Here is a 25,977-nt window from a genome sequence, read left to right as displayed (position 1 = left end):
ATCGATATTACGGAGTCCGATATGCCTTTCATTGCATTGCGTCAGTTGCTGGATCACGCGGCCGAGTACGGTTATGGCGTGCCGGCTTTCAACGTAAATAACATGGAGCAGATCCAGTCGATCATGCAGGCCGCCCATGCGACGCGAAGTCCCGTGATCCTTCAGGCGTCGGCCGGGGCCCGCAAATACGCGGGCGAGCCGTACTTGCGCCACCTCGTGCTTGCAGCGCTCGAAGCGCATCCCGACTTGCCGGTCGTGCTGCATCAGGATCACGGTGCGAGTCCGTCGGTGTGCCAGCAGGCGATACGTTCGGGATTTACATCGGTGATGATGGATGGGTCTTTGTTGCCCGACCAGAAGACGCCTGCGGATTACGCATACAACGTCGAGGTCAGCCGTCGCGTGACCGAGGCGGCGCATGCGGTGGGGGTATCGGTGGAAGGCGAGCTGGGATGTCTGGGATCGCTGGAAACGGGCCATGCCGGCGATGAGGACGGCGTCGGCGCCGAAGGGAAGTTATCTCGCGACGAGTTGTTGACCGACCCGGAGCAGGCCAAGGCGTTTGTTGAAGCTACAGGGGTGGATGCGTTGGCGATTGCGATTGGCACGTCGCATGGCGCATACAAGTTCAGTCGTCAGCCTGATGGCGAGATATTGGCGATGGACAGGATCGTTGCCATACACAAGATGATTCCCGACACGCATTTGGTGATGCACGGTTCGTCGTCGGTGCCGCAGGAATGGCTGGCGATCATTCGCGAGCATGGCGGCGAGATTCCGGTGACGTATGGGGTGCCGGTTGAGGAGATTCAGCGCGGGATTGCGAATGGCGTGCGCAAAGTGAATATCGATACCGACATCAGGTTGGCGATGACCGGGGCCATGCGGAGGTCGCTTGCAATGGCCAGGGGGGAGTTTGACCCGCGTCAGGCGTTGAAGGCGGCGACGGCCGCCGCGCGGGATTTATGCGTGGCGAGGTTCGAGGCGTTTGGATGTGCGGGGCAGGCGGACAAGATCAAGGTGGTCGGGTTGGAGGTTATGGCGCAGAGATATCAGTAAAGGGTCGCTGGCGCTTGGGGGTTTGGGGTTCGGGGGGCGGAGTTGATGCTGGGTTGTTGCTGCTTTGGCTTTCGCGCGTTCCGTCTTAGCTGTTCTCTTTAGCACTGTTAGCCACTGTGCGTGGCGGCACTTCATTTCTTTGTCCAACGGCGACAAAGAAACGAAGCAAAGAAAACGCCTCTCCACAATCGCTCATAAGTGTCCCCAGCGTGCAGTGACAACGTTTTGGTACTCCAAAAGCACGCTCGGCGAATAACCCCGGACAGTTGAAACCCTCCCCCTCCGAACACGGATACCCACACGCTTCGCCACCAGTGTGGGAATCTGTTAATACGGAAACCTGGCCTACGCATAACAACGGCTTAGCCCACTAGATCCAAAGCATCTTGAACCCAAAGCCTCCCCACCGGCACGGCCGACCCTTCGGTTTGGGCGCCAGTGCGCGCAGCGGGGAAGCTTGGTTGATGGATTCCCACACTGGTGGCGAAGCGTGTGGGTTGCCTTTGACGGAGGGGGAGGGTTTCAACTGTCCGGGGTTATGCGCCGAGCGTGCTTTTGGGGTACCAAATCGTTGTCGCTGCACGCTGGGGACACTTAAGAATTAGCGGTTGAGAGGCGTTTTCTTTGCTTCGTTTCTTTGTCGCCGTTGGACAAAGAAATGAAGTGCCGCCACGGACAGTAGCTAACAGTGCTAAAGAGAACAGCTAAGACAGAACGCGCGAAGACCTAAAAAGCAGGACCCCCACCCCAACCCCTCGACTACACTCACCCCTTCCTCCGCGTACTCCCAACCGCCTCCCATTTATCAAGATCGACGGTGGATCTTTCCACCCCCACCCCCCATTCCAACCCCTGATCCTGATCGAACCGCTTCCCCAGCTTCCACGCAATCTCAGCCCGCGCCAGCTGCACCCCCATATAAAACGCATGCCCGCCATCGGCCTCCAGCCCCAGCCCGGGATAAAGCGCGAACGGATCGCTTTCCACCTGATGCCCATCGCGGTTATAGACATGAATTCCATCGGCTGCGACCTGGACACGGAAATTCGGATCGCGCACGGCCGCGGCAAACAACTCGATCTCTCCCGCGTCGTAAGGAAAAGGCCGCTTGTCATGCAGCGTGGAAAGATCGCTGCAGATCCCTTTTGGCAAAACCTGCGCCTCGCGCGCGGCAAACATCATCCGCCGCGCGACATCCGCCTCCTTCACCGCGCGCCGCGCATGCAAACTCACCGACGTCGTCAACACCGCGTTCACCCGCAACTCCGCCGCCATGCCAAGCAACACGGCATTCATGCCACTCGTATCAGCCTCGGTGAGTTCGGTCACATTGCCGATGCCCATCATGATGCCAATGTCCGGATAGCGCGCGCGCAACGCGACGTATCGCGCTATCGATGCCGCCAGTCCAAACGGAATCGGATCAAGAATGGGATCGGCGAGAAAGGGACGGTTGCGGGACAACATCGTATCGATGGCGGCATCGAGCGAAGCCGAATCTCCTGGTTCACGCGCAACGAGGATAGGCACCGATGCAACTTCATCAGCTATCCATAACGTATCGGCGTTGAGGCTCATCAGATAATCCGCGCCGGCCTGGCCGCCACGCACGAGTTCATCGGTACGCATGGAATCCACGCTCACACGATACCCACGCTCCTTCAGCGTGCGCACGGAATCTTCGAGATGCAAGAAAGGCGTTTCGGGCAAGCAGCCGATATCGATTACATCGGCGCCCTGAGACGCGTAGGCGGACGCGCGCTCGACGATACCCTCAACCGAAAGCCGCGGCGCATCGACGATCTCCGCGAAAATTTCTGTCTCATAGCGCGATAAATCCAGATGCCGCGCCTCGCGTCCAAAGAACTGCGGCAAGTCCTTGACCTCCTCGGGACCGCGCTCGACCGCCACGCCGAAATGCTGGCTCAAGAGATCGAGATCGCCACGGCACTTGCCCGGCACGATCATCCTGGTCGCAGCAAGCGGCAAGGAGACACGGCGCCGGATCATGTCGGCGGTCATCAACGCCGCGACTTGCAAGCCGATTTCGCGGACTTCCCACGTGAATGGCGCGGGCGCCATGCCTTCGAGCACCTGACGCAAACTGCGTTCGGCAAGCCTGCCTGTCAGGAAGACGATGTGTTCCATGCGAGCCCGAGTATCGATAGCCGTTGATCGAGCGCCGCCTTCAACTCATCGAGCGAGCGCGCTACCGTCGTATGCTCGATCAGCGCAAGCTGGTCCACACGCTGCAGTTCGATATTGCGCGGACGCACCTCGACCCACGCGTGAGGACTCTGCGTGATCACGCTCGGCGCGGTGTCACATGCGAAAACAATGCCTGGAATGCACTGCTTCCCGGCCTGCGCGTACAGGTTGGTCGGCAGGGTGTCTGAAATGCCCAGCGCGCATTTGGCGACCGTGTTGCTGGTTGCAGGCGCAATCACGACCGTGTGATATTTCCCTTCGTAAAGCATGCCTACGGGAACGCCGCTCGCGCTGTTATCGCGGAACACGCGAAAATATTCGCGCAGTCTGGGCAAGGGCCAGCCATAGAGCGGCAAGACTTCTTCGCCCGCCGACGATAAAAACAGGTCCACGCCTGACAACCGCCGCGCAAGCTCGATTGACTCTTCTATCATGTGGCCCGATCCGGTCACGCACCACGCGAAGCGCGCATCGGGCTTGAACTGGTCAAGCTTGCGCGCAGGCGTGGGTGCGGGCGTGGATAGCCGGGGCGCTGACGGTTCGCTCATGCGTTGGGAGGAAGCGCCGATCCGTCATGCGAAAGCCGGATATGCAATCGATGCATCTTCCTGTAAAGCGTGTTCCTGCTGATCCCAAGTCCCTTGGCCACGCTGCTGACATTCCAACGGTGTTCATCGAGCAGCTCGAGCACCGTCTCGCGTTCCTTGAGCTGAATTGCGTTGAGTTCAGATGTGTTGGAATCTTCGGCAGCGTGCATGTAGGGGCCGGCCGCAGGCGCGGTGTTCACGCCATATCCCATTCCCATGCCGAGACGCGCGGCTTGCGTCGTACCCGCGAATTGCACGATCTCGACCGGAAGATGCGAGCAGTCGATCTCGGTTCCATCGCACAACGCGACGGCCATCTGCAGCACATGGCGCAACTGGCGGATGTTGCCCGGCCACGAATAATTCAACAGCGCATGACGCGCTTCGGCGCTCAGCGTGGGCGGTTCTTCCGCTTCGGCCGCCAGCAGATGGTGCATCAGCGCGAGCGCATCGGCGCGTTCTTTCAGCGGCGGCAGGTTGATTTCGATACCGTTGAGCCGGTAATAGAGGTCTTCGCGGAAAGCGCCGCTTTGCACGAGTTCGAGCAGGTTCCTGTGGCTCGCGCTGATCAGCTGGAAATCCACCTTGACGGTGGTTTCCGCGCCGAGCGGCGTGACCTCGTGTTCCTCGAGCACGCGCAGCAAGCGCGCTTGCAACGCCATCGGCATATCGCCGATTTCATCGAGGAACAGCGAGCCGCCATTCGCCTGCACGATCTTGCCGCGGCGTCCCTCGCGCTGCGCGCCGGTGAAGGCCCCCGCACGATAACCGAACAACTCGCTCTCGATCAGATTCTCCGGCAACGATGCGCAATTGACTGCAACGAAGCTGCCAGCGCTGTTCGGGCTGATGCTATGAAGCGCGTTCGCGAACACTTCCTTGCCGGTGCCGGTCTGGCCTCTCAGGATGATCGGGATCTTGCGCTGGATCACGCGCACGGCGAGCTGGATTTGCGACGCCATGCGCGGATCGCCGAATTCCAGATGCGCGAGTTTTTCCAGCTTGCCGTCCTGCACGGCGAGATCGCGTGTTGGCCGGACACCTTTGGCGCGCCCGATCCCAGACGGCGCAGCGGACGACGGCGCGGATACCGCGCGGCTCGACGGATCCGTCATCAGGATGCGGGTTGCGCTGGTCGCGGCGTCGCGCGGTGTTTGAGCGATCAGGAAAAAGCGGTTGTTGGCGTTCGCGCTGTAGACGGTCACCGGATGGAACGAACCGCGAATGCTGCGCGCGATCATGTCTTCCAGCGGCACGTTGAACGCTTCCTCGATGCGTTTGCCGCACAGCTCCGCATGCGAGCGGAAGTCGAGCTGAAAGAGCGCGCTGCGGCTGGCTGCGAGGACGACGCCGTCGTCGCTTACCGCGAGCTTGCCGGCGTGCAGCGTACCCACGAATTCCGGGCGGCTGTGAAAGTGGATCATGTTCGCGTGCCTGTACCGCGCATCGAGCAAACGATTTTCGATCATCTGCCGCGACATCCCGACCAGCACCAGCGAATGCTGCTGCAGCAGCTTCGAGCGGCTCGTGACATCGAGTACGCCTGCGACTTCGCCGCGATCGTTGAAGATCGGCGCCGCTGAACATGTCAGCGATGTATATCGCGGATAAAAATGTTCGTGCTGGTAAACCGCAATGCATTCGCGCTCAGCGAGGCACGTACCCATGCCGTTCGTCCCCGCTTCGCGTTCGCTCCAGAGCGCGCCCACGCGCAGGCCGTCTGCCGCAATCGCTTCGCCGAAGGGGACGGATGCGACCTGGTGGACGATCACGCCGTCTGCATCGACCAGCACGACCGCCAGTTCCGGGTCGGCGAGCTGCTGGTAGAGCGTGGTCATCTCGAGCTTCGAGCACGCGATAAGATCGCTCGCCGCTTCGCGCCGTGCAGTGAGTTCCTGCTGTGTCAGCACAGGCGGCATGACAAAGCGCGCGGGGTCGAGCCGGAATTCCTTGAGGCATCGCATCCACGACTGCGCGACGGAGTCGCTCGTGGGGCGCGTCGGCAACTGGTTGTTGACGATGTTCAGTACGTCTCGTACGTGCACGTTGTTGTCAGCAAGCGACGACATGGACATGGGGCCTGTCTCCGGGGCGTCCGCTGGTTCTTGCGACGGTTCGCAAGCGCCGCGGCGCCGTATCTAATGGTATTCCCCTGCGCGTGCGTGTCTTTGGTACGGCCCTCTGCACGCTTTCGCACCAACCGGTTAATTCTGAAGTGCTTATGAACCGGCGTCATGCGCAAAACTTTACATCCGATGACGTTACTGTTCAATAAGTAGTCGCGTCAGGGTTGGTCACTGAGCCCGGAATTTGCTTTATTGCCTCGCGGTCTTGTCCCTTCTGCTTTCCGGTGATGGAGTCTCCATGGAGCTTTTCGATGCAATCCGACCCACGCACGGTTCAGCCGGTTCGCCGGGGCCGACGCGCCGCGTCATTCCCGTCGTCCTCCCGCAAACCGTGAGCGACACGCCGATGGACATCGTCTATATCAACGGTTTCACCGCGCAAACGGTGATTGGTATAGACGCGAGCGAGTTGCACGATCCACAGCCGGTCAGGCTGGATCTCGCGATCGGCATGCCGTCCATACGCGCGTGTTTGACGGACCGGATCGAGGACACGGTCAATTATGCGGCGGTGCACGATGCGCTCGGATTGCTGATGGCTTCGCACGGAGTCCAGCTGCTTGAGCGGCTCGCCGAGAAAGTCGCACAATTGTTGATCGAGGATTTCGGCGCACGCTGGGTGCGGGTCTCTCTCGCCAAGCCCGCCAAATTCGATGACGTGGATTCGGTGGGCGTGGTGATCGAGAGAAGAGGCTAGAAAAAGCCGTTCGGCGTCGGGTCCTGCCCTGTCAGTGATCCGGTCGTGAACCGGCTTTCACTTCGCCGCGGCCTTGGTCACGCCGCATGCGCGAAACGCTTCGGTTTGTATCGAGCGGAAGTTCTTGGTCTGCGCCTTTGCCCGATCCACCCGGAATTCGTTGCCGCCTTCGCCGCCGAGCGTCGAATACTTCGAGAACGTCATCTGCTCGACGTAGTCATCGTAGGGAAGAGCCTGCGCAATGTGATCGATCGCGCACGAGCACTTGTACACGTTCGCAAAGTCGTGACCGTTGTCGTCCATGCAGCCAAGCACGTATTCCACACGTCCCTGAGTCGGATAGTCGTAGCTGTGCGTCGCGGCTTGGCCGGAATCCGCCGCAAGCGCAATCGCCGGCGCCACCGCGAGACCGGCGAGCAACAGCCGCACGCAGTATCGATAAGTCATTACAGTGCCTCTGCCAAAGCTTTATTCATACGGTTGAGTGCGCGCGCGACAGGCCGCGAATCAACTTCATTCAAGTTGAATTCGCAGCCGGTCCTTCCACTTTTGAACCCTTGATTAGGATTCAGGCCGCCGCAAACGGATGCGCAGCCGCCGCTTTCTTCGACACCACTTCTGCCGCGCTCGGCGATCCGGAAACCGCACGCTGGATTGCTTCGCGCGTCGCCTTGTAGTTGTACTCCTGGATCTTCTTGTCGTCGTCGGCTTCCCAATGGATGAACACGCCGACGCAAACAAACACGTCATCGGCTTCATCCGCCGGGATGGTGCCGTCTTCCACGCTGTCGGCAACGGCGAGCGCTACAGCGTGCTGCGCCGGGCCGAACATCTGCACAGCCTGTTTCGCGCCCTTGATCGTGACCTTGTTGAACATCACCGTGTTCGGCCGGGTGATGAGGTTCGGAGCGACAACCGCCAGCAACGACGTGAAGCCGTCCTTGTTGTTGACGAGGGCATTGCAGAACGCGGTTTCGACAGCCGAACCGCGCGGTCCAATCAGCAGGTCGATATGTGCGACCTCGTTGCCGTCGCCAATGAGCGACTCGCCTACCATGACGCGGTTGATTTTGGCCATGCTGTTCCTCCAGTGATTTTGGATACGAATGTCCCGCTTGCGGTCAGCCCGGGACACGCCGTACGGACGCCGTCACGAACTGTTTGAGAATCACCGCTGTTCCTATCATGTTCCGTGCCAATCGAAATGCTTGCGGATTGGGGTCAACGCTCACAGGCTCGTGCGACGCCCGCAACGAACAGCGTCGCAACGGTCAGATCAGCGCTTGTGCCGGGATTGATGCAGCGTGCCTTGAGTTCGGCGTCCCATGTCAGTAGGCCTTGCCACACGCGTTCATGCCCTTCACGGCGCAGTGCGTCCTGGCGGCGGCGCGCTTCGTCCGTGACACTCTGCGCCACCGCCATGCCGTGCTTGCGCACAATGTGTGAATCGGGCCAGCTGCTTAAAAAGCGCAGGAACAGATCGAGGGTTGAGGCTGCATCGATTGCCTGAACATTGCGCGCCGAATCGAATACGTCGGCGAAACCGTTCGCGTACTGCCGTGCGATGCTGTCGCGTTGCGCCGCCAGCGTCATCGCGCTGCGGAGGTCGATGGTGGGGGCGTCGTGGACGGATTGCTCCGGAGCGTCGCCCAGGCCGCCGGGATTCGCCAGCGCGATTGCAAGATATGCGTCGCGGGCATCGTCGATATTCAGCCGTGCAAGGGTCTTCTCCGTTGCGCTGCGCCATGTATCGAGCGTGAGGACGGCGTCGGGACAATCTTCGAGCGATGCTGCCATCGGCGCGACCAGCAGCACGATGCCAAGGTTGGTATTGCAGCCGGCCACATCGCGCGTGCGACGCACAGCCTCGAGGATGCGTTCGCCAACGCGCGCGCCGGGTTCGAACAATCCGTGCGCGGCGGCATCCGCGCTCGCGATGAACTGAGCCGCCGTCATGCCATGCCCCGCGAGGTCGATACTGACGTTGCCCGGTTTGATGGCCTCCACGTCGAGCCGGCAAGCGGCAAGGAAGGCCGCCAGCGCCTTCGGAAGCGGCGAGTCAGTAGCGAGTGGCATCGCCGGTCTTCAGGGGCGTAGGGACGTGCGCCGCGAGCTTGCGGTCGAGCAGATCATCGACGAGTGCGGTGGCAATATCGAACTGAGTGACCGACTGCAATCCACGCCACGCTGCAACGCCGTTGACTTCGAGCACCAGCGGACTCGCGTTTGCGCCATCCGGAATCAGATCCACGCCCGCATAGTCGAGACCGAGCGCGTGGCTTGCCTGCACGGCGATATCGGCGAGTTGCGGCTCCAGCGGCGCGGCCTCGCACGCCGCGCCCTGCGCGAAATTGTGAATCCAGCCCTTGCCGCCGACACGTTTCATTGCGGCAACCGCGCGGCCGCCGATCACCAGGACGCGCCAGTCGAAACCCGGTCGTCCGCCTTCGATGTATTCCTGCAGGTAAGCAACCTGACCCGATGCACGCAGCGACGGCAAGGGCGCAAGCGAACCGTCGCGACGATTCGTGCCGAGGCGCCGCAAGCCCTTTCCTTGCGACCCGAACAAGGGCTTGAGCACCACGCGACGGCCGCCCGCGGCCTCGCGCATCAGCACGCGCTGCGCAAACGCCGCCGATTCGCTCGCCCATGTCGGCGGTGTCGGGACGCCGTGCAGGTTGAGCAGGAAACTCGTCATGGATTTATCGACGCTGCGCTCGATCGCGCGCGCGTCGTTATAAACGGGCACGCCGCATTCGCGCAGCGCATGCAGAATGCCGAGCCGCAATGTGACCTGCTCGAAAGTACCGCCCGCGATACCGCGCACGAACACGGCGTCGGGCAGACCTTGACCGAAGCCGGGTATTGCAAGGCCGTGCGGTCGCCAGGTTGTATCGATACGGCAATCCGCCAGGTCCACGCAACGCGCTTCCACGCCGCGCGCGCGAAATGCTTTCTTCAGGCGCGAGGTGTGCCAGCCGGTTTCGTCGCTCATGATCGCAACGCGCAATCCCGTACTCATGGCTGGGCCTTTTCATTGGCGGCCAGAACGGGTGGAGCGCCGCTCCATTGCGTGTCGAGCAGGGCCATGTCGAGCGCGCCGCCGTGATACGTCACGCCGCTTTCCAGGCTGCTGACCCAGACTTCAGCCGGCGCGAACAACGCGGGATCGATCTGGTAGAAATCGTAGTTGAAGGCCTTGAAGATATCGGCGAAAGGGCGGCCGTAATCACGCGCATTCGATGACGGCAATTCCGCCGCGAGACGCTGCGCGACGCTATCTGTTTTGACGGTCAGATGCACGCGCCCGCCGTAAAGAATGGCGTCGTTGGTGCGGCCCATCGCCTGAATCGAGTCGGGAGCGGGCGGCGGCAACGGCGCCGAGCCGCTGCCCTCGATGATCTCGTTCAAGTGCACGCCGAGCACATGCGTCTTGTGCAGTGCAACTTCCACCACGCGAGCCACGACTTGCACCGTTCCCGCGACAGAGTGTGTCGGCGTGACGACGATGGTCAGCTTGTCTGGCGCGAGCGCGCAATCGCGGAGGATTTTATCGATGACGATTTGCGGCGGCAGCCGGTCCACTTCCATCACCAGCGCCCCGCAGTCGTGCCGGTCGCGGTAACCGAGTTCATCGAAGAGCGGTTCTTTTGCGGCCAGTGCGCGCGCCGGGCCCGAGCCGAGCGAGAAAAACTTTTTCCCACCGGTTTGCTCCTTCGTGGCGGAGAGACTCCAGCCCGCGTACTGGCTGCCAAGGCACGCGAGCACCGGCGACGACGTGTGCACTTCGATCATGCTGGGCCAGAGCGGGTTGGCGTCGAGGTTCGAGCGCACGGCAACGCGGCCTAGCCCACCCATGCAAAGCCGCGCGATCAGCACGCCGGCTTCAATGCCGCCGGTGGCTTCGACGCCGGCATCGACGATGACAGTGCCATCCGGCGTTCGCGAAACGGCAAGACGCAGGCGCTCGGCGTTATCGATGAGTTTGTTCGCAAGGCGCTCGCTCAGCGCGTTGACGCTCACGTCAGACGGAGAAAGGGGTGACGACATCAGCGTCCTCGCAGCAGGTTTCGATGCGTTGCAAAAGAAGTGTTTCCCGGCGTTCGAGTTCGTCCCTGACGGCGGACTCGGAGGCTTGCGTAACGACGAGCGTGCAGACCGGTTCGCCCGCGCCGATGCGCATGCCCGGATGCGGGACGTCGTGGCACGCGGAATCGGTGAAACACGCCTGGCTGAGGGTTTGGGAGACCGTGAAATCATATGGCGCGAACAGTACGCGCTGTCCGGATTTCCTCGACCCTGGCGACGCGACGGATGGCAGACTGCCGTCGAGACAGGCATCGATATGACACGCGATCAAGCCGCGCGGCCATGCGCCCGGCGAGGCGGTTTCGTAAAGCGTTATTGTCGATGACGGGCGTGCGTTGATTTCAAGCACCTCGAAGCGCTCGCGGTCGAGCATGAAGTCGATGCTGTTCAGGCCCACGAGCTGGGTTTCGGCCGTGATTGCTCCAATCGATTCGGTGATCTGGTTCTTTAGTTCGTGCGGCAGATCCACCGGTCCTATCGAACCGGTGTGAAGGTACGGGAAGTTGCCCGCCGCCATGCTGAGTTGCTCCGCGAACCCGATCACCCGCGCTTCGCCGCGCGCAGCGATAAAAAGCGCGGACATCGACCGGCCTTGGGCGCGGCGCTGGAAATACGCTTCGCCAACGGCCGAAGGATCGGATCGCGACAACACTTCTATATGCGTTCCGCCGCAACCGTTCGCGCGTTTGACGAGCCAGCCGGAGGTATCGGCGGGAGGGGTAAACGCGACTTCCGGATGGGCAATTCCAATCCGGTCGAGCAGCGCAAAAAAGCGCCGTGGTTCGCGAACGGCGGCTGTTGCCGCAGCACCGTTGCCAATGAACCGGGGCAAACGCGATGCGCTGCACAATTCCTGTATCAGCGGTTCAAGCCCGCTGCCCACTACAAACCCGAGCATCCGCGGCAAGCGCGCGGTGCGCTCGAGCGCATCGACCAGGCGCTGCCGGTCAATCGACAACCCGCCGCCGCCGATATCGAACCACAGCGGCGCCAGGCTGCGCGTGTCGCGGTCGCCGAAGATATCGAGCGCCGCGACGTTGAATCCCGCCCGATGCGCGGACTGCACGAGCATCCTCGCCGACAACCCAACGGTCGCGATAAAAGGTGCATGTGTCGAACGCGCGGACATGGCGAAGCGCCGTATCAACCGGCGCCGCCAACGCCGGTAATCGCGCGGGCTTCATCGAAGGCTTCGGGAAAACCCAGGTACACCGGCTTGCCGCCGGTGCGCATGCGCACGAACAGGCGATGTTCGACCTGATACTTCACGTTGCCTATTGCCAGCGCGCCAATACTAAGTGCGTCCTGACGCACGGCGCCGGCGAGGGGTTTGCCGTCGTCCATCACATGCACGCCCGCGATGCCTTCGGGCGGCACGGCGTTGACATCGGCGGCAACCAGCAGGTGTTTTGCGTGGGACAGATCGGCGGCGCTCATGACCTGCACGCCCGCGACTGCGGTCGCCATCACGACTTCCGCCGTGGACAACGCGCGGTGCAGATCGTCGGGCGTGCGCACGGAGACGCCTGTCGTCGCTATGTCAAAACGGCGGTTGACTTCGTCGCTGACCTGCGTCGCCCGGGCGATGTCGGAGTGACTCGCGATCAAGACCTGCGCGCCGAGCGATGCGGCCATTGCCGCCGCCACGCGGCCAACCGCGCCCGTGCCGCCCAGGATCAGGACACGTTTTCCGCCGAGATCGGCGTTGTGCCCGTCTTTCAAATGCTTTTCGACGAGCGCAACGAGCGCAGCCGCGGTCGTGTACGAGCCGCTCGGGTCGGCGAATACGGAGACTTCGAAGGGTGGCACCATCGCATGGCGGGCGGTGTCGAGCATGTCGGCGGCGAGCATCACGTCGCGCCCGCCTATGAAGATGCCCGTGCGCGATACACCTTTCGGACCGCGCGAAAAAATCGCGTCCTGCGTCAGCGTGACGACGTGTTCCGCGCCGACGTTGCAATACGGCACGATCACCTGATACCCGGCGTCGGCGGCCATGTTGACATCGAAGGGACTCATCTGGGGCGTGGCCGTCAACATATGCAGGATGTACGGCCTTTCGGTGTTTTCGGGCATGGCGGTGGGCTCGTTCAGGTTTTCAAATCGATGGCGGGCCGTGGCCCATGAAAAGATGCGCGAGAGGTCGTCAAGGGCAATCGCTTTTGCAGCGCTCTATGGCAGCTACATCGGCTGCATCGGCCATATGAATGGCGCCGCCGCGATTGGCCGCCGCAACGACCGAACACGTGATGCCGGGCGTGCCGCGGGTTGCATCGAGCGCGGCGTCGAGGCCGCGTTGCGCCTCTTGCGCGCTGCGGAAGAACGCGAAGCCCGTGGGTCCCCACGAGGTTTGTCCAATGCCCGGTGTCCTTACGGAATCGAGCGCGGCCGCGACAGCGGGACTCGAGAACACGCCGCCCTGCACGGGCGCGAAGTACTCGCCAATGGTCTGCTGCACTTCGCCGACACCTTCGGCGAAGGCATCGAAATCATGTTCGGCGACGCCAGGCAACACGCGCATCAGCACCAGATGGCAAAGGTGCGCGGCAAGTGTTTGCGGGAACGGCGCAAGCGCCGCCAGCGCGCGCCGCTCTTCGTCGCCGTGGAGACCCTCGCTGCGGGTGTCATCGATAAGCAGCACACGCCACGCGTCGGGAAACGCGTGACGGGCGAGCATGGGTGGCGGGCGTTTGTTCGTGCCGGGGCCGCCATCGACAATCAAACCGCCATGATCGAAGCCCAGCATGCCGATGCCCGACCGCGCGCCGCGTCCGAGCAGGCGCGCGAGGCCTGCGCTCGCTGGCGCTCTGCCGGCAAGCCGCGCGAACGCGGTGCCAACTGCGAGCGCGAGTTGCGTGCCGGAACCGACGCCCGAGTGCGCACGCGGCGCGTGATGCACTTTGATTGCGACGGGCTGGCCGCCATAGGCGGCACGCAGCTGACGCAGATATTGTTCGATACGCACGCGCTGCGCCTCGCTGCGCGCGCCGGTGACGCATTCTTCGTCGGCGAACTGCGCGGTGAGGCGGGTGCCGGGCGCATCGACTGCCAGGCCGATACTGCCAAACCCGCGCCCGAGCGATGCATTGGGATCGAGAAAACCGAGGTGCAGGCGCGCGGGGGCATCGATAGTGACGGCGGATAGCGGCGATAAGCGATCCGGCAAGCTATTGAGCGGCAGCTGCATCGCGTGTCCCAAGGTTCGTTGTGGTGAGCGAGATTAGGCGAAAGTGGGCGAAGGCCGTGGAGCTTCAAGGCAAGAGCCATACCAACACGCGTCGATACCCGCCGGCCCTCGCCTCAAGCGTCGTCGTACTTGATGTAGCGAAAGCGTTGATCGTCCGATGGCGTACCTTCCAGCGCTCCGCCTTCGCGTCCCGGCTGCCACTGGACCACTTCTTCTATCTTGGTCGCGAGCGCGATGTCCTTGTCCGTGATGCCCTTCGCGGAATGCGTCTTGAGCTTCACCACCACGAACGCGTACGAGACCGTGAGGTCGGGGTGATGCCACGCTGCTTCGGCAAGGTGACCGATCGTGTTGACCACCATAAGCGTGCCTTTCCATCCTTCGGTCTTGTATTTGCGGCGTAGCCAGCCATCTTCCATATACCAGTGCGTGAGCGCGCCGCTGAGGTGTTGCTGGATTTCTTCACTGGAGAGGACCTTTTCAGGTTGCTTAGTCATGGCATACCCTCGCTCGTGCCCGACAGGGCAAAGTGCAAATGAAATACTCGTGCAAGCAACGCGCCAGAAATCAAGCCGCCCGCGTATAGATGGTCGGGTCTTGTTCATGGTGCAGCGCACAGGCACCCAAGCAATAACCCTTAGCGTTCACCGGGCTGCCTGTTTCGCGGATTTGACACAGTATGTGTCGTAATCCGAATGAAGCGTATCGCGGCACCGTTCTCTGTGAGCTACCCGCGCCACGGGTGCCGCGCCCGCTACGGCGCCGCACATTGTTTCATCTCCCGGCATGGAATATGCAATTCGTCTTCGCAAACAGAAGCCCGTCATTGAACGGGCGGAGCTTAAGCTCGCTGCCTGCACCGGTGAAGGCGCGCCCGGAGCGTGGTGGTGGGGTCATCCCTAGTCGGACGGCAACACATTCTGGAGGAGACATGAAACTACGCACCCTGGTTCTTGGACTGGCGGTGGTTGCGGGTACGGCCTTTAGCTCATTTGTGGCACAGGCCGATTCGCAGCTCGACGCCTCGATCAAGAACTCATCGAACTGGGCCGCCCAAGCCGGTGATTACTCGAATCACCGTTACAGCCCGCTCAAGCAGATCAACGAAAGCAACGTCGCGAAGATGCAGGTCGCGTGGACCATGTCGACCGGCGTGTTGCGCGGTCACGAAGGTTCGCCGCTCGTGATCGGCGACACGATGTACATCCACTCGCCGTTCCCCAACAAGGTCATTGCGATCAACCTGAAGGACCAGACGTTTATCTGGCAATACGAACCGAAGCAGGACACGCAGGTGGTATCGGTGATGTGTTGCGACACGGTCAACCGCGGGCTGGCTTTCGGTGACGGCAAGATCTTCCTGCAACAGGCGGACACCAAGCTGGTCGCACTCGATGCCAAGACGGGCGACGTCAAGTGGACCGCGCAAAACGGTAATCCGAAAGCTGGCGAAACCAACACCAACGCGCCACACGTTTTTGGCGACAAGGTGGTGACGGGTATTTCCGGCGGAGAGTTCGGCGTGCGCGGCCGCCTGATCGCTTACGACATCAAGACCGGCAAGGAGGTCTGGAAGGCGTTCAGCACGGGACCCGACAACGAGATGCTGCTCGATCCCGACAAGACCATGACGTGGGTCGACGGCAAGATGGTGCCGGTGGGCGCGGACTCATCGCTGAAAACCTGGAAGGGCGACCAGTGGAAGTCAGGAGGCGGCACGACTTGGGGCTGGTATGCCTGGGACCCGAAGCTGAATCTTGTCTACTACGGCACCGGCAACCCCGGTACGTGGAACCCGACGCAACGTCCCGGCGACAACAAATGGTCGATGTCCATCTTCGCCCGCGACCTGAACACGGGTAAAGCGAAGTGGGTCTACCAGATGACGCCGCATGACGAATGGGATTACGACGGCGTGAACGAAATGATCCTCGCCGACCTGCCCATGGGAGGCAAGACCGTGCCGGCGATCGTCCATCTGGACCGGAATGGTTTCGGCTACACGCTCAATCGCGAAACGGGACAATTGCTGGTCGCCGACAAGTACGACCCGGCGGTGAACTGGGCTGATCGTGTGGATGTGAAAAGCGGCTTGCCGATTCGCAACGCAGCTTACTCCACGCAAGCGGCCGGTCCCGATCACAACGTCAAGGGCATCTGCCCGGCCGCGTTGGGATCTAAAGACCAGCAACCCGCCGCGTTCGATCCGAACACGAAGCTGTTCCTTGTTCCGACCAATCACGTCTGCATGGACTACGAGCCGTTCGAAGTGGAATACGTGTCCGGCCAGCCTTACGTTGGCGCAACCCTTTCGATGTATCCCGGCCCGAACGAGAAGGGTGCAATGGGTAACTTCATTGCCTGGGATGCAGCCAAGGGCAAGATTGCATGGTCCAAGCCGGAGAAGTTCTCGGTATGGTCCGGCGCGCTGGCGACTGCAGGCGGCATTGCGTTCTACGGCACGCTTGAAGGTTATCTGAAGGCCGTGCGCATCTCGGATGGCAAGGAGTTGTGGAAGTTCAAGACGCCTTCCGGAATCATCGGCAACGTGTTCACGTACCAGTACCAAGGCAAGCAATTCGTGGGTGTCTATTCCGGCATCGGCGGATGGGCGGGCATCGGCATGGCGGCAGGGCTCGAAAAGTCCAACGAAGGACTTGGCGCGGTCGGCGGCTATCGCGAACTGGCGAAATACACCGCGCTGGGCGGCACGCTCTTCGTGTTTGCGATCCCGAGCTAAACGCGATGGTTTCTGCTGTACCAGGCTGTAAGGCGGCGTCAGTCCGCCCGACTTGAGAGTGCAGGATGCGTGCTGGCCGGTGGTTTGCCGCACGCATCCCCCCAATCCCAACCGCGTCACCCCCACACCACCGCCGGCGTCCATTGACGCCCGGGTGCAGCACGCTCTAAACGAAGGAGACTTGAGCAATGAAAGGCCGAACACTCTTGCCGCTGGCGATAGCGCTTGTCGCGATACCCGTTTCCTACGCCCAGACCGATTCGGCGCAGCTGAAACCGGTCGCGTATCAGGTTGTCGATGGCAACAAGGTCGACAACAACACGCTACAAGGCTGGAGAACCTGGCGTGCGCTTGCGTGCGAACGCTGTCACGGAGCGCAGCAGCAAGGCATGGTGGGGCCATCGTTGATCGATGCGTTCAAGACGCTCGATACCACCGAGTTCCACAGGACGGTGTTCGGTGGACGTCTCGACAAGGGTATGCCCGACTTCAGTTCGAGCCCCATGATGCAGAAGAATTGGCAGAACCTGTTTGCGTATCTGAAGGGACGTTCCGACGGCAAGATCAAGCCGGGCGACCTGCAGGCGATCGACGCCAAGTAAGTGCACGTGGTTTTCGCTTTACCGGAGGGTTTGATGTCTGAAGGCAATACAAGGCGCGCAGTTCTGGCTTTGATAAGCATGGCATGTATGGGCGCAAGCGCTGCTCAGGCCGAGGGGCCGGCGCTGCCGCACAACGACGGGGCCGACGGTGTACTGCGCGTGTGCGCCGATCCGAACAACATGCCCTTGTCCAACAGCAAGGGCGAAGGTTTCGAAAACAAGATCGCGGAGCAAATGGCAAGCGACTTCGGCTACAAGGTCGAATACACGTTCTTTCCACAACGCATGGGGTTTATCCGCCGCACGTTGCGCGAGAAAATTCCCAACACCGACGACTACAAATGCGACCTCGTGATCGGCGTGCCGAAGGGCTACGACATGACGTCGACCACGCGCGCATGGTTGCATTCCACCTACGCGATGGTCTATCCCAATCGTCCCGAGTTCGCATCCATCACCACGCCGTCCGACCTTCTCAAGTTGCCGCCTGAGCAGTTGAGCAAGCTGCGGCTCGGCATCTTTTCGAATACGCCCGCGGTCGACTGGCTGCTCGGCAACAACCTCATTGAACAGGCTGTGTCGTACAAGGTGCAAAGTGGCGATCCCGCCGAGTTCCCAGGCGAGATGATCCAGCGCGACCTCACGGCGGGCAATGTGGATGTGGTGTTCCTGTGGGGTCCCATCGCCGGATACTTCGCAAAGCAGGCCGGCGACAAGGTCAGGCTCGTGCCATTTCCGCCTGCGCCGGGTCCGCGCTTCGACTATGAAATTTCGATGGGCGTGCGCTACGGAGAAGGCCCGTGGAAAACGAAGATCGACAACTGGATTGGCGCGAATCACGCAAAGATCGACAAGATCCTGACGAGCTACGACGTGCCGCTGCTGCCAATCAACGACGCGCCGTCTGCGCAGGCCAACGCGAAATGATGGCATCGGCCGGCCGTTATCGACGCGCATGCGGGGTTGCGGTTATGGCAACGTGCATGCTGGTCGCATTCCATCATGCGCGTGCCGCCGACGCCCCCGATCCCGCGAGCGCCGCGGCTTCGGACATTGCGCCGGCCGAGCGCCTGCTGTTTTTATCGACGCATTTGAAGGGCGTCGCGCCGCAGACCGAACTCGACTATGCGGTCGATCGATCCGGTCCGCCCGCGAAGGAAAAAGACACGGTGAAAGTGCTCGTAATGAGCGCCGACAACGCCAATAGCGACGCGCGTATCACCGATCATCACGGACCCGTTGAGATGTCGGGCGAAGGTCTGCCGTGCAATCCGGTGATCCTGTATTTCCTCGAACACGATGTCGCCGAAATGCAGCAACTCACCGGCGGCCAGCGGCGCTATTTCCAGCGCCGCGTAAGGCTCGCGCTGGCAGCGAATCCGGCCATCACGGCGGTCATGCGTGACGCCCAGGGCAAGAAGGTCAGCGCGCAGCAGATCGTCATCCAGCCGTATCTCGACGATCCAAACGGTTCGCGTTTCTCGCAATACGTGGGCAAGCGCTATACCTTTGTGATGTCCGATGCTGTGCCGGGTCAGGTGCTGCTGATTCGCACGGAAGTGCCCGGAACGAACAATGATTTCGCGCATCCGTTGCAGGTCGAGACGCTCAGTTATCAGGGTGCGCTGCGCAGCCTGTCGCCGCCGCCGGGAAAGAAAATGCCCGACAAGTCCGTGAACGCGCCGCGCGCGAGCAACTGAAATCAATGTTCGCGTTCTCGCTCGAACATGCCGCACACGCCGTCTTGCAGTACGGCTGCCTACCGTGAACTTCATTCGCTCGCTGACCTTGCGGCAGTTGCAGATCTTCGTGATCGCTTGCCGTTACCCGAGCTTCGCGCGCGCGGCGGAAGAGTTGCATCTGACGCAACCGGCCATATCGATGCAGATTCGTCAGCTCGAGGAAGCCGTCGGCCTGCCGCTTTTCGAACGCGTTGCGCGCAAGCTGACGTTGACCGAAGCGGGCGAGCGGCTGTCGCATCATGCAAGCCGGATACTTGGCGAAATAAAGGATGCCGAAGATGCAATGACGTCGCTCTCGCTGGCAGACAGCGGGTCGATTGCGGTGAGCATCGTGAGTTCGGCGACGTACTTCGCGCCCAAGTTGCTCGCCGCGTATTCGCGCCAGTATCCGCTTGTCGATGTCCGCTTTTCAGTCGGCAACCGCGAAACGCTGCTGCGCCAGCTTCAGGACAACGCCACCGATATCGCCATCATGGGCCGGCCGCCGCCCGAGCTTGGCACGACCACCGAGCCGCTTGCCTATCACCCGCATGTGCTCATCTGTCCGACCGATCATCCGTTGCGCGATGCACGCCGTTTCGACTTGCAGGAACTTGCCGGCGATACCTTCCTGTTGCGCGAACCAGGATCGGGAACGCGCGCGGTCTCCGAGCAGATGTTCAAGCAGCATCTGTTCATGCCGGCGCGCAGCGTGACGCTCGGCAGCAACGAGAGCATCAAGCAGGCCGTGATGGCGGGCATGGGCGTGAGCCTGATATCACTGCATACGCTCGCGCTCGAACTGCGATCGAACGAACTCGCATTGCTCGATGTCAACGGCACGCCGGTCGAGCGCACCTGGCAGATCGTGCATTTGCGCTCGAAGCGTTTATCGCCGACATGTATGGCGTTTCGACGTTTCCTGCTTGAACACGCCGCGCCGTTTCTCGATCGCGAATATGCCGGCTTCGCCCCGCAGCACGCAGGTTCCCCACGATGACCGATCACCGCCTGAACGACTTTGCGCCGATTCGATACACTTGAGCGCATCGATGATCGATGACATGGTGAGGAGATTTCATGGCGACGCGAAAGACGGCGGTCAAAACGCCAGCGGCTAAAAAGAGCGCTGCGGTAAAGAAAACCACAACGAAGAACGCCGGCACCATTCGTGTTGGCATTGGCGGATGGACATTCGAACCGTGGCGCGGCCTGTTCTACCCAAAGGACCTCGTACAAAAGCGCGAACTCGAATACGCGAGCCAACAACTGACTTCCATCGAAATAAACGGTACGTTCTACGGCTCGCAGAAACCGTCGACATTCGCGAAGTGGCACGATGAAACACCTGACGATTTTGTTTTCTCGCTCAAGGCGCCGCGCTTTTCGACGAACCGGCGTGTGCTCTCGGAGGCCGGCGAATCCATCGAACGGTTTCTTGCAAGTGGCGTGCTTGAACTGAAGGACAAGCTCGGCCCGATCAACTGGCAGTTCGCCACGACCAAACAATTCGATGCCGAAGACTTCGAGGGGTTTCTCAAGCTCCTGCCCGCGAAAGTCGAAGGCCATCAGATCCGTCACGCGGTGGAAGTCCGGCACGAGAGTTTTCGCGACGAAGCGTTCGTTGCGCTCGCACGCAAGTACGGCGTTGCGATCGTGATGTCGGGCGATTCGGAGTACCCACAGATCGCCGATGTCACCGCGCCCTTCGTCTATGCGCGGATCATGGGTACGACCGAAGGCGAGGTTCAGGGCTACGACAGCAAGGCGCTTGATCAATGGACCAAACGCGCCCGCGAATGGGCATCGGGCGCAACGCCGAAAGGGCTTGAAACTGTGGCGCAGGCCGTGCCCAAAGATACCCCGCGCGATGTTTATCTCTACGTGATCAGCGGCTTCAAGGCGCGCAACCCTGCGGCGGCCATGGCGCTGCTTGAACGCTTGAAAGGCAAATAAGCAAGGCTTGGCTCAAGTGTCTGGCTGCGCCTTCACACGCTTGCGAATCTCTGCGTCGAGAATCAGCCTGCCGCGCAGCTTGCCCTTCATGCGCTTCACATAACGCGGTGCCTCGGTCATGTGAACGACCATCAACTCGCGGACTTTATCGGCGTCGCGTTCGCGCGCTGCCTTCGTAATCGCCTTGTGAATCTTCACGTTGGCCTGGCCGAAGCGTTCCAGTTCGGCGGCCGGCGTGTCGTTACGGAATTCGATCAGTTGCCGGATCATTTCATTGATCAACTCGCAGCTGAAACGCAGGAACGGATTCGGATTGGCGGCCGCGAGGATATCGTGGAAATTTACATCCTCTTGCCGGCGTTTTACGATATCGCCGTCGTGATGCGCCGAGGGCGTATCGCAACAGGCGATGCTGGCCTCGAGCGCTGCAAAGTCTGCTTCGGTGAGATGCGCAACGGCGCCGGCCGCAAGCTCGGGTTCGAGCAATTTGCGCACGGTGTAGATGTCGTCGATGCTGACGTCCTTGAAGAACAGGTAATTCTGCAGCAATTGCAGCGTACGATCCAGCGGCACTTCAATGATGGTCCCGCCGCCGCCCGGACCGGTCGTTACCTTGATCAATCCCTGCACTTCGAGCGACTTCAACGCCTCGCGTATGGTGCTTTTGCTTACCGTGAACATCTGCTGCAATTCCACTTCGCGCGGCAGCTTGTCGCCCGGCTTCAGATCCCTTTCCGTGATGAGCCGCTTGATTTCCTCGGCGACCAGATCTGGGCGCTTCTGCTGCCTGATGTCGATGGTGACACCTGCTTTTCCTCGCTCCATAACCTTCTCCAAAGCTCTTGCCGACGGCTGTCGCCTCATCTTCCGATGCCCCGGAATTTTGCCTTATTGACACCCGAATTTATTGTACCTACGATCCAGATCATCCTATTTATCATGATAAATAGGCAGTGGCTAGCAACATAAAAGATTCGAGTCAAAGCTGCCGCAGAGCGCTTCGCGGCCGCCAGCAAACATTCTGTAAGAGCTTTCTAGTCGTGGTCCGCCCGTCACGCGGGTCTCGCCTTTTCTCAAGGAGCGTCAATTTTGAATCGCCGGAATGTCTTGAAGCTGGCCGCGCTGTCGGCTGTTCCCGGGGCCTTGCAAACCCTCGCCACGCGTAGCGCCTTCGCGCAAAGCGGTCCTATTCAGTTCGCCTGCCCGGTGCCCATGTCGGGTCCGTTTGCCGCGAACGGCAAATACGCCGATCTCGGCATGAAACTCGCCATCGAACAATACGGGAAGGTGCTTGGTCAGCCGCTGGCCTATACGGTCCTCGACACGGAGGGCAAGCCCGCCACCGCCGTACGCCGGGTGCAGGAAATCGCACAGCAGAAGAATGCTCGGTTCTTCGCGGGCGGTATCTTGTCGTCCGAATCGCTTGCCATGGGCAAGGAAGTCGAGAAGGCCGGCGGCATTTTCATCACGACTGCCGGCGCGGATGAGATCACCGGCAAGGACTGCAACAGCGCAACGTTCCGCTGGTCCGTGCCGACCTTCGGTGCGATCGAGCAGACCGTGCGTCCCCTGATCCAGACGCTGCCGAAAGCAAAGCGCTGGTACACCATCACGCCTCAATATGTTTTCGGCGATGGCTTGTTGTCCGCCGCGAAAGCGATCTTCCAGGAGAAGGGCATCGAGCATGTTGGAAACAGCTACCACTCGCTCAACGAGAAAGAATTCAGCGGCTATCTGACGAATGCAGTTGCAGCGAAGCCGGATGTGTTGCTGATCCTGAACTTCGGTTCGCAATCATCCGATACCCTGCGCCAGGCTGTCAGTTTCGGCATGAAGAACAATTGCACCATCCTGATGGCATGGGCTTCCGGCCTGGAGCAATTCGAAGCGCTGGGTCCGGACCTTTGCGGCGGCGTGTATTTCGGTGCGCAGTACTGGCATTCGATCGATTCGCCGCTCAATGCAGATCTCGTGAAACGCGCGAACGACGCGTTCAAGGCGAACCCGAACTACAGTCTGGCGGGCTCGTACATTTGCACGAAGATCCTGCTGGATGGCATCGTGAAAGCGGGTACGGCCGATCCGAAAAAGGTCATCGCGGCGCTCGAAGGCATGAAGTATGCAGGTCTGACAGGCGCTGAAGAGATCCGCAAGGGAGACCATCAGGTGCTGAAAAACTACTACTTGCTCAAGGGCAAATCGAAGGCGAAGATGAAGAACAAGGACGATTACGCGGACATCGTGAGTTCGGGCCAGTCGTTCCTGCCACTCGATAAAACCCAGTGCAAGATGGCTTGATCGCGTGCGGGCGAGCGCGCGGGCAAGCGCGTTCGCATCGATTCATTTCTGACGAAAAGCCATGAACGTTTATTTGTTGCAGGTCGTGAACGGCATTGGCATCGGGATGCTGTACTTCCTGCTCGCGGTGGGATTGTCGATTGTCTTCGGGCTATTGCGCTTCGTGAACTTCGCGCACGGCGCATTTTATTTGCTTGGCGCGTATTTCTGCTATCAGGCCATGCAATGGTCTATGAGTTTCTGGGTCGCGCTTGCCGTGGTACCGGTAGTCGTTGGCGTGCTTGCGTGGGTTGCCGAGAAGCTGGTCCTGCGGCACGTCTACGCGCAACAGCATGAATTCCATATCCTCGTGACCGTGGGACTTGCGCTCGTGCTGCAGGAGCTCACCATCGTCATCTGGGGTCCTATCGGCGATAACGTGCCGGTGCCGGACATCCTGAACGGCGTGGTGATCTGGGGCAGTTTCATCTACCCGAAATATCGTCTCTTCGTGATCGGCTTTACCGCGATTCTCGCGTTGCTCCTGTGGTGGCTGCTGGAAGGGACACGTCTGGGCAGCGCGGTGCGTGCGGGCAGTGAATCGACGGAAATGGTGGCGCTGCTCGGCATCAACGTGCTGCGCGTATTCAGTCTCGTATTTGCACTTGGCGCGGGAACGGCCGCGCTTGCCGGTGTGCTGGCCGCGCCCATTCGCGGCGTCGATCCGTTCATGGGAATCGAGGCGTTGAGCGTGGCGTTCGTGGTCGTCGTGATCGGCGGGATGGGGAACTTCCTCGGCGCGCTCGTAGGCGGCTTGTTGGTTGGAATTGTTCAGAGCGTCATGAGCACGCTGTGGCCTGAAGGCGCGCGTTTGATGATCTACGTCGCCATGGCGGCCGTCCTTTTACTGCGCCCGAACGGGCTACTCGGCCGGGCCACATGAACTCGAAACCACTCGATACCCGCGCCCCGCAGCGCTCGTTCAAGGAAGCGCTGCTTCACTATCGGTTCATCCTGTTCGCTGCAATCGTGGTCTGCCTGTTGCCGCTTGCGCTCAGCTCAGGATCGCTCGCGACGGAAGTGCTGGTGTACGCGCTGGCCGCGCTTGGATGCAACCTGTTGCTCGGCGCGACAGGACTGTTGTCCTTTGGGCAAGGCATATTTTTTGGTCTCGGCAGTTACAGCGCGGGTCTCGTGCTCACCAAGACGGGTCTTCAGGTCCCGTTGGCGCTAGTCGCCGCGATGCTGGTCGGCGCACTGGCCGCTGCGCTTGTCGGCTGGTTTTCGATCCGCCAGCGCGGCACGTACTTCGTGATGCTGACGCTTGCGTTCGGACAGATGTTTTACTTTCTCGCCTATACGTCGCCCGATCTCACCGGCGGTGACAACGGCCTGCTCGGCATTCCGCGTCCCGCGCTTTCTCTTTTCGGCAAGCAACTCGTGCCGCTTGCATCGCCGTGGCAATTTTATGCGTTTGTTGCGGTGGTGTTCCTGCTTGCGTTCTGGATACTCATGCGTGTTTCGCACTCGGTGTTCGGCCGTACTCTGCTTGCCATCCGCGACAACGAAGCGCGCGCCGCAGCGGTCGGTTACGACGTCAAGCGTTTCAAGCTCGCGGCGTTCGTCATATCGGGTGCGGTCACAGGACTCGCCGGCGCATTGCATGCGTTGATGACAGGCATTGCACCGCTTTCGAACATCGACTATCACACGAGCGAGATGATCCTCGTGATGACGGTGATCGGCGGCACGGGGAATCTGTTCGCCTCGGTGCTGGGCGCGGCGTTTTATGTGCTGTTTTCCGACTGGCTTTCGACCTTGTGGCCGCGCTGGCTCCTGCTGCTCGGACTGGTGCTGATCGCGGTGAGCCTGTTCATGCAGCGGGGCTTGTGGGGGCTTGGCGAGCGCATCGTGCAGCGGCTGAAGCAACGCCGCGCGCGCGGCAATACGGAGGTCTCGTGAGCGACCCTATCCTGCATGCAAAGGGCGTGACCAAACGCTATGGCAAGTTCACCGCGCTCGACGATGTCACGCTGCGCATCATGCCTCGCACGGTGCATTCGGTGATCGGTCCGAACGGCGCGGGCAAGACCACGCTGTTTCACGTCCTCACGGGAACGTTGCCGATCACGTCCGGCAACATCGTGTTCGACGGTCACGACGTCACGCGCGAAGCGGATTACCGGCGCGTGAAACGCGGCATCGCGCGATCGTTTCAGGTGACGAGCCTGTTTGCAAATCTGAGCGTGCGCGAAAATTTGCGCGTCGCGGTGCAGGGCGTCGATTCGAAGCGCGCGCTCAACGCATGGATGCCCCCGCGCGGCGCGCTCGAGCACGAGGACGTTGTCAATCCTATTCTGGAGCGTCTCGCGTTGACGCGCTTTGCGGGGACACTCGCCGGTGCGCTCTCACATGGTCAGCAACGCAGGCTCGAGGTCGGCATGGCGCTCGCGGCCCGCCCCAAAGCGATCTTCCTCGATGAGCCGACGTCGGGCATGGGTATCGACGATCTCGACGATATGAAGCAGCTCATCCGCGGCCTGCGCGACGACTATACGGTCGTGCTGATCGAGCACAACATGGGGATCGTGATGGACATCTCCGACACCATCACCGTCATGCAGCAGGGACGCGTGCTGGTTGAAGGACGACCCGACGATATCCGTGGCGACGAACGCGTGCGTCGCGCGTATCTCGGCAACATGATCACCGGAGGCCGCGCATGAGC

General features: G+C 61.1%; 25 protein-coding genes. 12 read left to right on the top strand and 13 right to left on the bottom strand.

What is annotated here, in order from left to right; translation table 11 throughout:
- Window positions 1-21: 21 nt before the first annotated feature.
- Entirely contained in the window at window positions 22-1,059 is a 1,038-nt protein-coding gene (gene fba, locus HB633_RS17815; protein WP_213779484.1) for a class II fructose-bisphosphate aldolase, read from the top strand.
- A gap of 765 nt (window positions 1,060-1,824) precedes the next feature.
- Here fba and HB633_RS17810 read toward each other — a convergent pair.
- From HB633_RS17810 to HB633_RS17800, 3 genes are read right to left on the bottom strand one after another with little or no spacing between them, the layout of a single operon-like run.
- Window positions 1,825-3,207, bottom strand: coding sequence for a DUF6513 domain-containing protein (locus HB633_RS17810; protein WP_213779483.1), 1,383 nt, complete (start codon window positions 3,205-3,207; stop codon window positions 1,825-1,827).
- Window positions 3,186-3,815: a flavoprotein gene (locus tag HB633_RS17805; RefSeq protein ID WP_213779482.1), complete on the bottom strand. Its 630-nt coding sequence runs from the start codon at window positions 3,813-3,815 to the stop codon at window positions 3,186-3,188. The genes HB633_RS17810 and HB633_RS17805 overlap by 22 nt, the downstream gene beginning before the upstream one ends.
- Window positions 3,812-5,923: a sigma-54-dependent Fis family transcriptional regulator gene (locus HB633_RS17800; RefSeq protein ID WP_213779524.1), complete on the bottom strand. Its 2,112-nt coding sequence runs from the start codon at window positions 5,921-5,923 to the stop codon at window positions 3,812-3,814. The genes HB633_RS17805 and HB633_RS17800 overlap by 4 nt, the downstream gene beginning before the upstream one ends.
- 295 nt (window positions 5,924-6,218) lie before the next feature.
- Here HB633_RS17800 and HB633_RS17795 point away from each other — a divergent pair, with 295 nt between their 5' ends.
- The gene (locus HB633_RS17795) at window positions 6,219-6,677 is read left to right on the top strand and encodes a dihydroneopterin aldolase (protein WP_213779481.1); all 459 of its coding nucleotides are present in this window, start codon (window positions 6,219-6,221) and stop codon (window positions 6,675-6,677) included.
- Window positions 6,678-6,734: 57 nt separating this feature from the next.
- On the opposite strand, the gene HB633_RS17790 is transcribed toward HB633_RS17795, so the two are convergent.
- From HB633_RS17790 to HB633_RS17750, 9 genes are all read right to left on the bottom strand, one after another.
- On the bottom strand, window positions 6,735-7,124 hold the full coding sequence (locus HB633_RS17790) for a hypothetical protein (RefSeq protein WP_213779480.1): 390 nt from the start codon (window positions 7,122-7,124) through the stop codon (window positions 6,735-6,737).
- Window positions 7,125-7,245: 121 nt separating this feature from the next.
- Window positions 7,246-7,755 (bottom strand): formaldehyde-activating enzyme, encoded by a 510-nt coding sequence (fae, locus tag HB633_RS17785; RefSeq protein ID WP_213779479.1) that lies wholly within the window; start codon window positions 7,753-7,755, stop codon window positions 7,246-7,248.
- Window positions 7,756-7,898: 143 nt separating this feature from the next.
- The gene (locus HB633_RS17780; RefSeq protein WP_213779478.1) at window positions 7,899-8,753 is read right to left on the bottom strand and encodes a triphosphoribosyl-dephospho-CoA synthase; all 855 of its coding nucleotides are present in this window, start codon (window positions 8,751-8,753) and stop codon (window positions 7,899-7,901) included.
- Window positions 8,737-9,699: a RimK family alpha-L-glutamate ligase gene (locus HB633_RS17775; protein WP_213779477.1), complete on the bottom strand. Its 963-nt coding sequence runs from the start codon at window positions 9,697-9,699 to the stop codon at window positions 8,737-8,739. The genes HB633_RS17780 and HB633_RS17775 overlap by 17 nt, the downstream gene beginning before the upstream one ends.
- The gene (gene mch / locus HB633_RS17770) at window positions 9,696-10,727 is read right to left on the bottom strand and encodes a methenyltetrahydromethanopterin cyclohydrolase (RefSeq protein WP_213779476.1); all 1,032 of its coding nucleotides are present in this window, start codon (window positions 10,725-10,727) and stop codon (window positions 9,696-9,698) included. The genes HB633_RS17775 and mch overlap by 4 nt, the downstream gene beginning before the upstream one ends.
- Complete coding sequence (locus HB633_RS17765; RefSeq protein WP_213779475.1) at window positions 10,702-11,895, bottom strand: ATP-grasp domain-containing protein; 1,194 nt, start codon at window positions 11,893-11,895, stop codon at window positions 10,702-10,704. Before HB633_RS17765 ends, mch begins: the two co-directional genes overlap by 26 nt.
- Window positions 11,896-11,909: 14 nt before the next feature.
- Complete coding sequence (locus tag HB633_RS17760) at window positions 11,910-12,842, bottom strand: NAD(P)-dependent methylenetetrahydromethanopterin dehydrogenase (protein ID WP_213779474.1); 933 nt, start codon at window positions 12,840-12,842, stop codon at window positions 11,910-11,912.
- Between the two features lie 70 nt (window positions 12,843-12,912).
- A complete protein-coding gene (locus HB633_RS17755; RefSeq protein ID WP_213779473.1) occupies window positions 12,913-13,953 on the bottom strand; it encodes a beta-ribofuranosylaminobenzene 5'-phosphate synthase family protein in 1,041 nt (346 codons plus the stop codon).
- A 113-nt stretch (window positions 13,954-14,066) separates the two neighbouring features.
- Window positions 14,067-14,450 carry a 4a-hydroxytetrahydrobiopterin dehydratase gene (locus HB633_RS17750; protein ID WP_213779472.1) on the bottom strand — a complete coding sequence of 128 codons (384 nt, stop codon included), beginning with the start codon at window positions 14,448-14,450 and terminating at the stop codon, window positions 14,067-14,069.
- Between the two features lie 434 nt (window positions 14,451-14,884).
- Here HB633_RS17750 and HB633_RS17745 point away from each other — a divergent pair, with 434 nt between their 5' ends.
- The 6 genes from HB633_RS17745 to HB633_RS17720 all read left to right on the top strand — a co-directional run bounded on the left by HB633_RS17745 (window position 14,885) and on the right by HB633_RS17720 (window position 20,972).
- The gene (locus HB633_RS17745) at window positions 14,885-16,693 is read left to right on the top strand and encodes a methanol/ethanol family PQQ-dependent dehydrogenase (protein WP_213779471.1); all 1,809 of its coding nucleotides are present in this window, start codon (window positions 14,885-14,887) and stop codon (window positions 16,691-16,693) included.
- A gap of 188 nt (window positions 16,694-16,881) precedes the next feature.
- Window positions 16,882-17,295 (top strand): c-type cytochrome, encoded by a 414-nt coding sequence (locus HB633_RS17740; protein WP_056363346.1) that lies wholly within the window; start codon window positions 16,882-16,884, stop codon window positions 17,293-17,295.
- 87 nt (window positions 17,296-17,382) lie between these two features.
- Window positions 17,383-18,222, top strand: a complete 840-nt coding sequence (locus HB633_RS17735) for a substrate-binding domain-containing protein (protein WP_255580974.1) — start codon at window positions 17,383-17,385, stop codon at window positions 18,220-18,222.
- Between the two features lie 56 nt (window positions 18,223-18,278).
- Complete coding sequence (locus HB633_RS17730; RefSeq protein WP_255580973.1) at window positions 18,279-18,995, top strand: hypothetical protein; 717 nt, start codon at window positions 18,279-18,281, stop codon at window positions 18,993-18,995.
- Between the two features lie 64 nt (window positions 18,996-19,059).
- On the top strand, window positions 19,060-20,016 hold the full coding sequence (locus HB633_RS17725; RefSeq protein ID WP_213779468.1) for a LysR substrate-binding domain-containing protein: 957 nt from the start codon (window positions 19,060-19,062) through the stop codon (window positions 20,014-20,016).
- An 80-nt stretch (window positions 20,017-20,096) separates the two neighbouring features.
- Complete coding sequence (locus tag HB633_RS17720; protein WP_213779467.1) at window positions 20,097-20,972, top strand: DUF72 domain-containing protein; 876 nt, start codon at window positions 20,097-20,099, stop codon at window positions 20,970-20,972.
- 12 nt (window positions 20,973-20,984) lie between these two features.
- Here the strand turns inward: HB633_RS17720 and HB633_RS17715 are convergent, their stop codons facing one another.
- Window positions 20,985-21,797, bottom strand: coding sequence for an FCD domain-containing protein (locus HB633_RS17715; protein WP_213779466.1), 813 nt, complete (start codon window positions 21,795-21,797; stop codon window positions 20,985-20,987).
- A 264-nt stretch (window positions 21,798-22,061) separates the two neighbouring features.
- Here HB633_RS17715 and HB633_RS17710 point away from each other — a divergent pair, with 264 nt between their 5' ends.
- From HB633_RS17710 to HB633_RS17695, 4 genes are all read left to right on the top strand, one after another.
- Window positions 22,062-23,270, top strand: a complete 1,209-nt coding sequence (locus tag HB633_RS17710; RefSeq protein WP_213779465.1) for an ABC transporter substrate-binding protein — start codon at window positions 22,062-22,064, stop codon at window positions 23,268-23,270.
- Window positions 23,271-23,331: 61 nt separating this feature from the next.
- Entirely contained in the window at window positions 23,332-24,192 is an 861-nt protein-coding gene (locus HB633_RS17705; protein WP_213779464.1) for a branched-chain amino acid ABC transporter permease, read from the top strand.
- On the top strand, window positions 24,189-25,211 hold the full coding sequence (locus HB633_RS17700; RefSeq protein WP_213779463.1) for a branched-chain amino acid ABC transporter permease: 1,023 nt from the start codon (window positions 24,189-24,191) through the stop codon (window positions 25,209-25,211). Before HB633_RS17705 ends, HB633_RS17700 begins: the two co-directional genes overlap by 4 nt.
- Complete coding sequence (locus HB633_RS17695; protein WP_213779462.1) at window positions 25,208-25,975, top strand: ATP-binding cassette domain-containing protein; 768 nt, start codon at window positions 25,208-25,210, stop codon at window positions 25,973-25,975. The genes HB633_RS17700 and HB633_RS17695 overlap by 4 nt, the downstream gene beginning before the upstream one ends.
- Window positions 25,976-25,977: the final 2 nt, after the last annotated feature.

The sequence above is a fragment of the Caballeronia sp. dw_276 genome (assembly GCF_018449635.1).
Classification (GTDB): domain Bacteria; phylum Pseudomonadota; class Gammaproteobacteria; order Burkholderiales; family Burkholderiaceae; genus Caballeronia.
The sequence above is the reverse complement of the archived record's forward strand: the minus strand, read 5'-3'. Positions and strand labels throughout refer to the sequence as shown.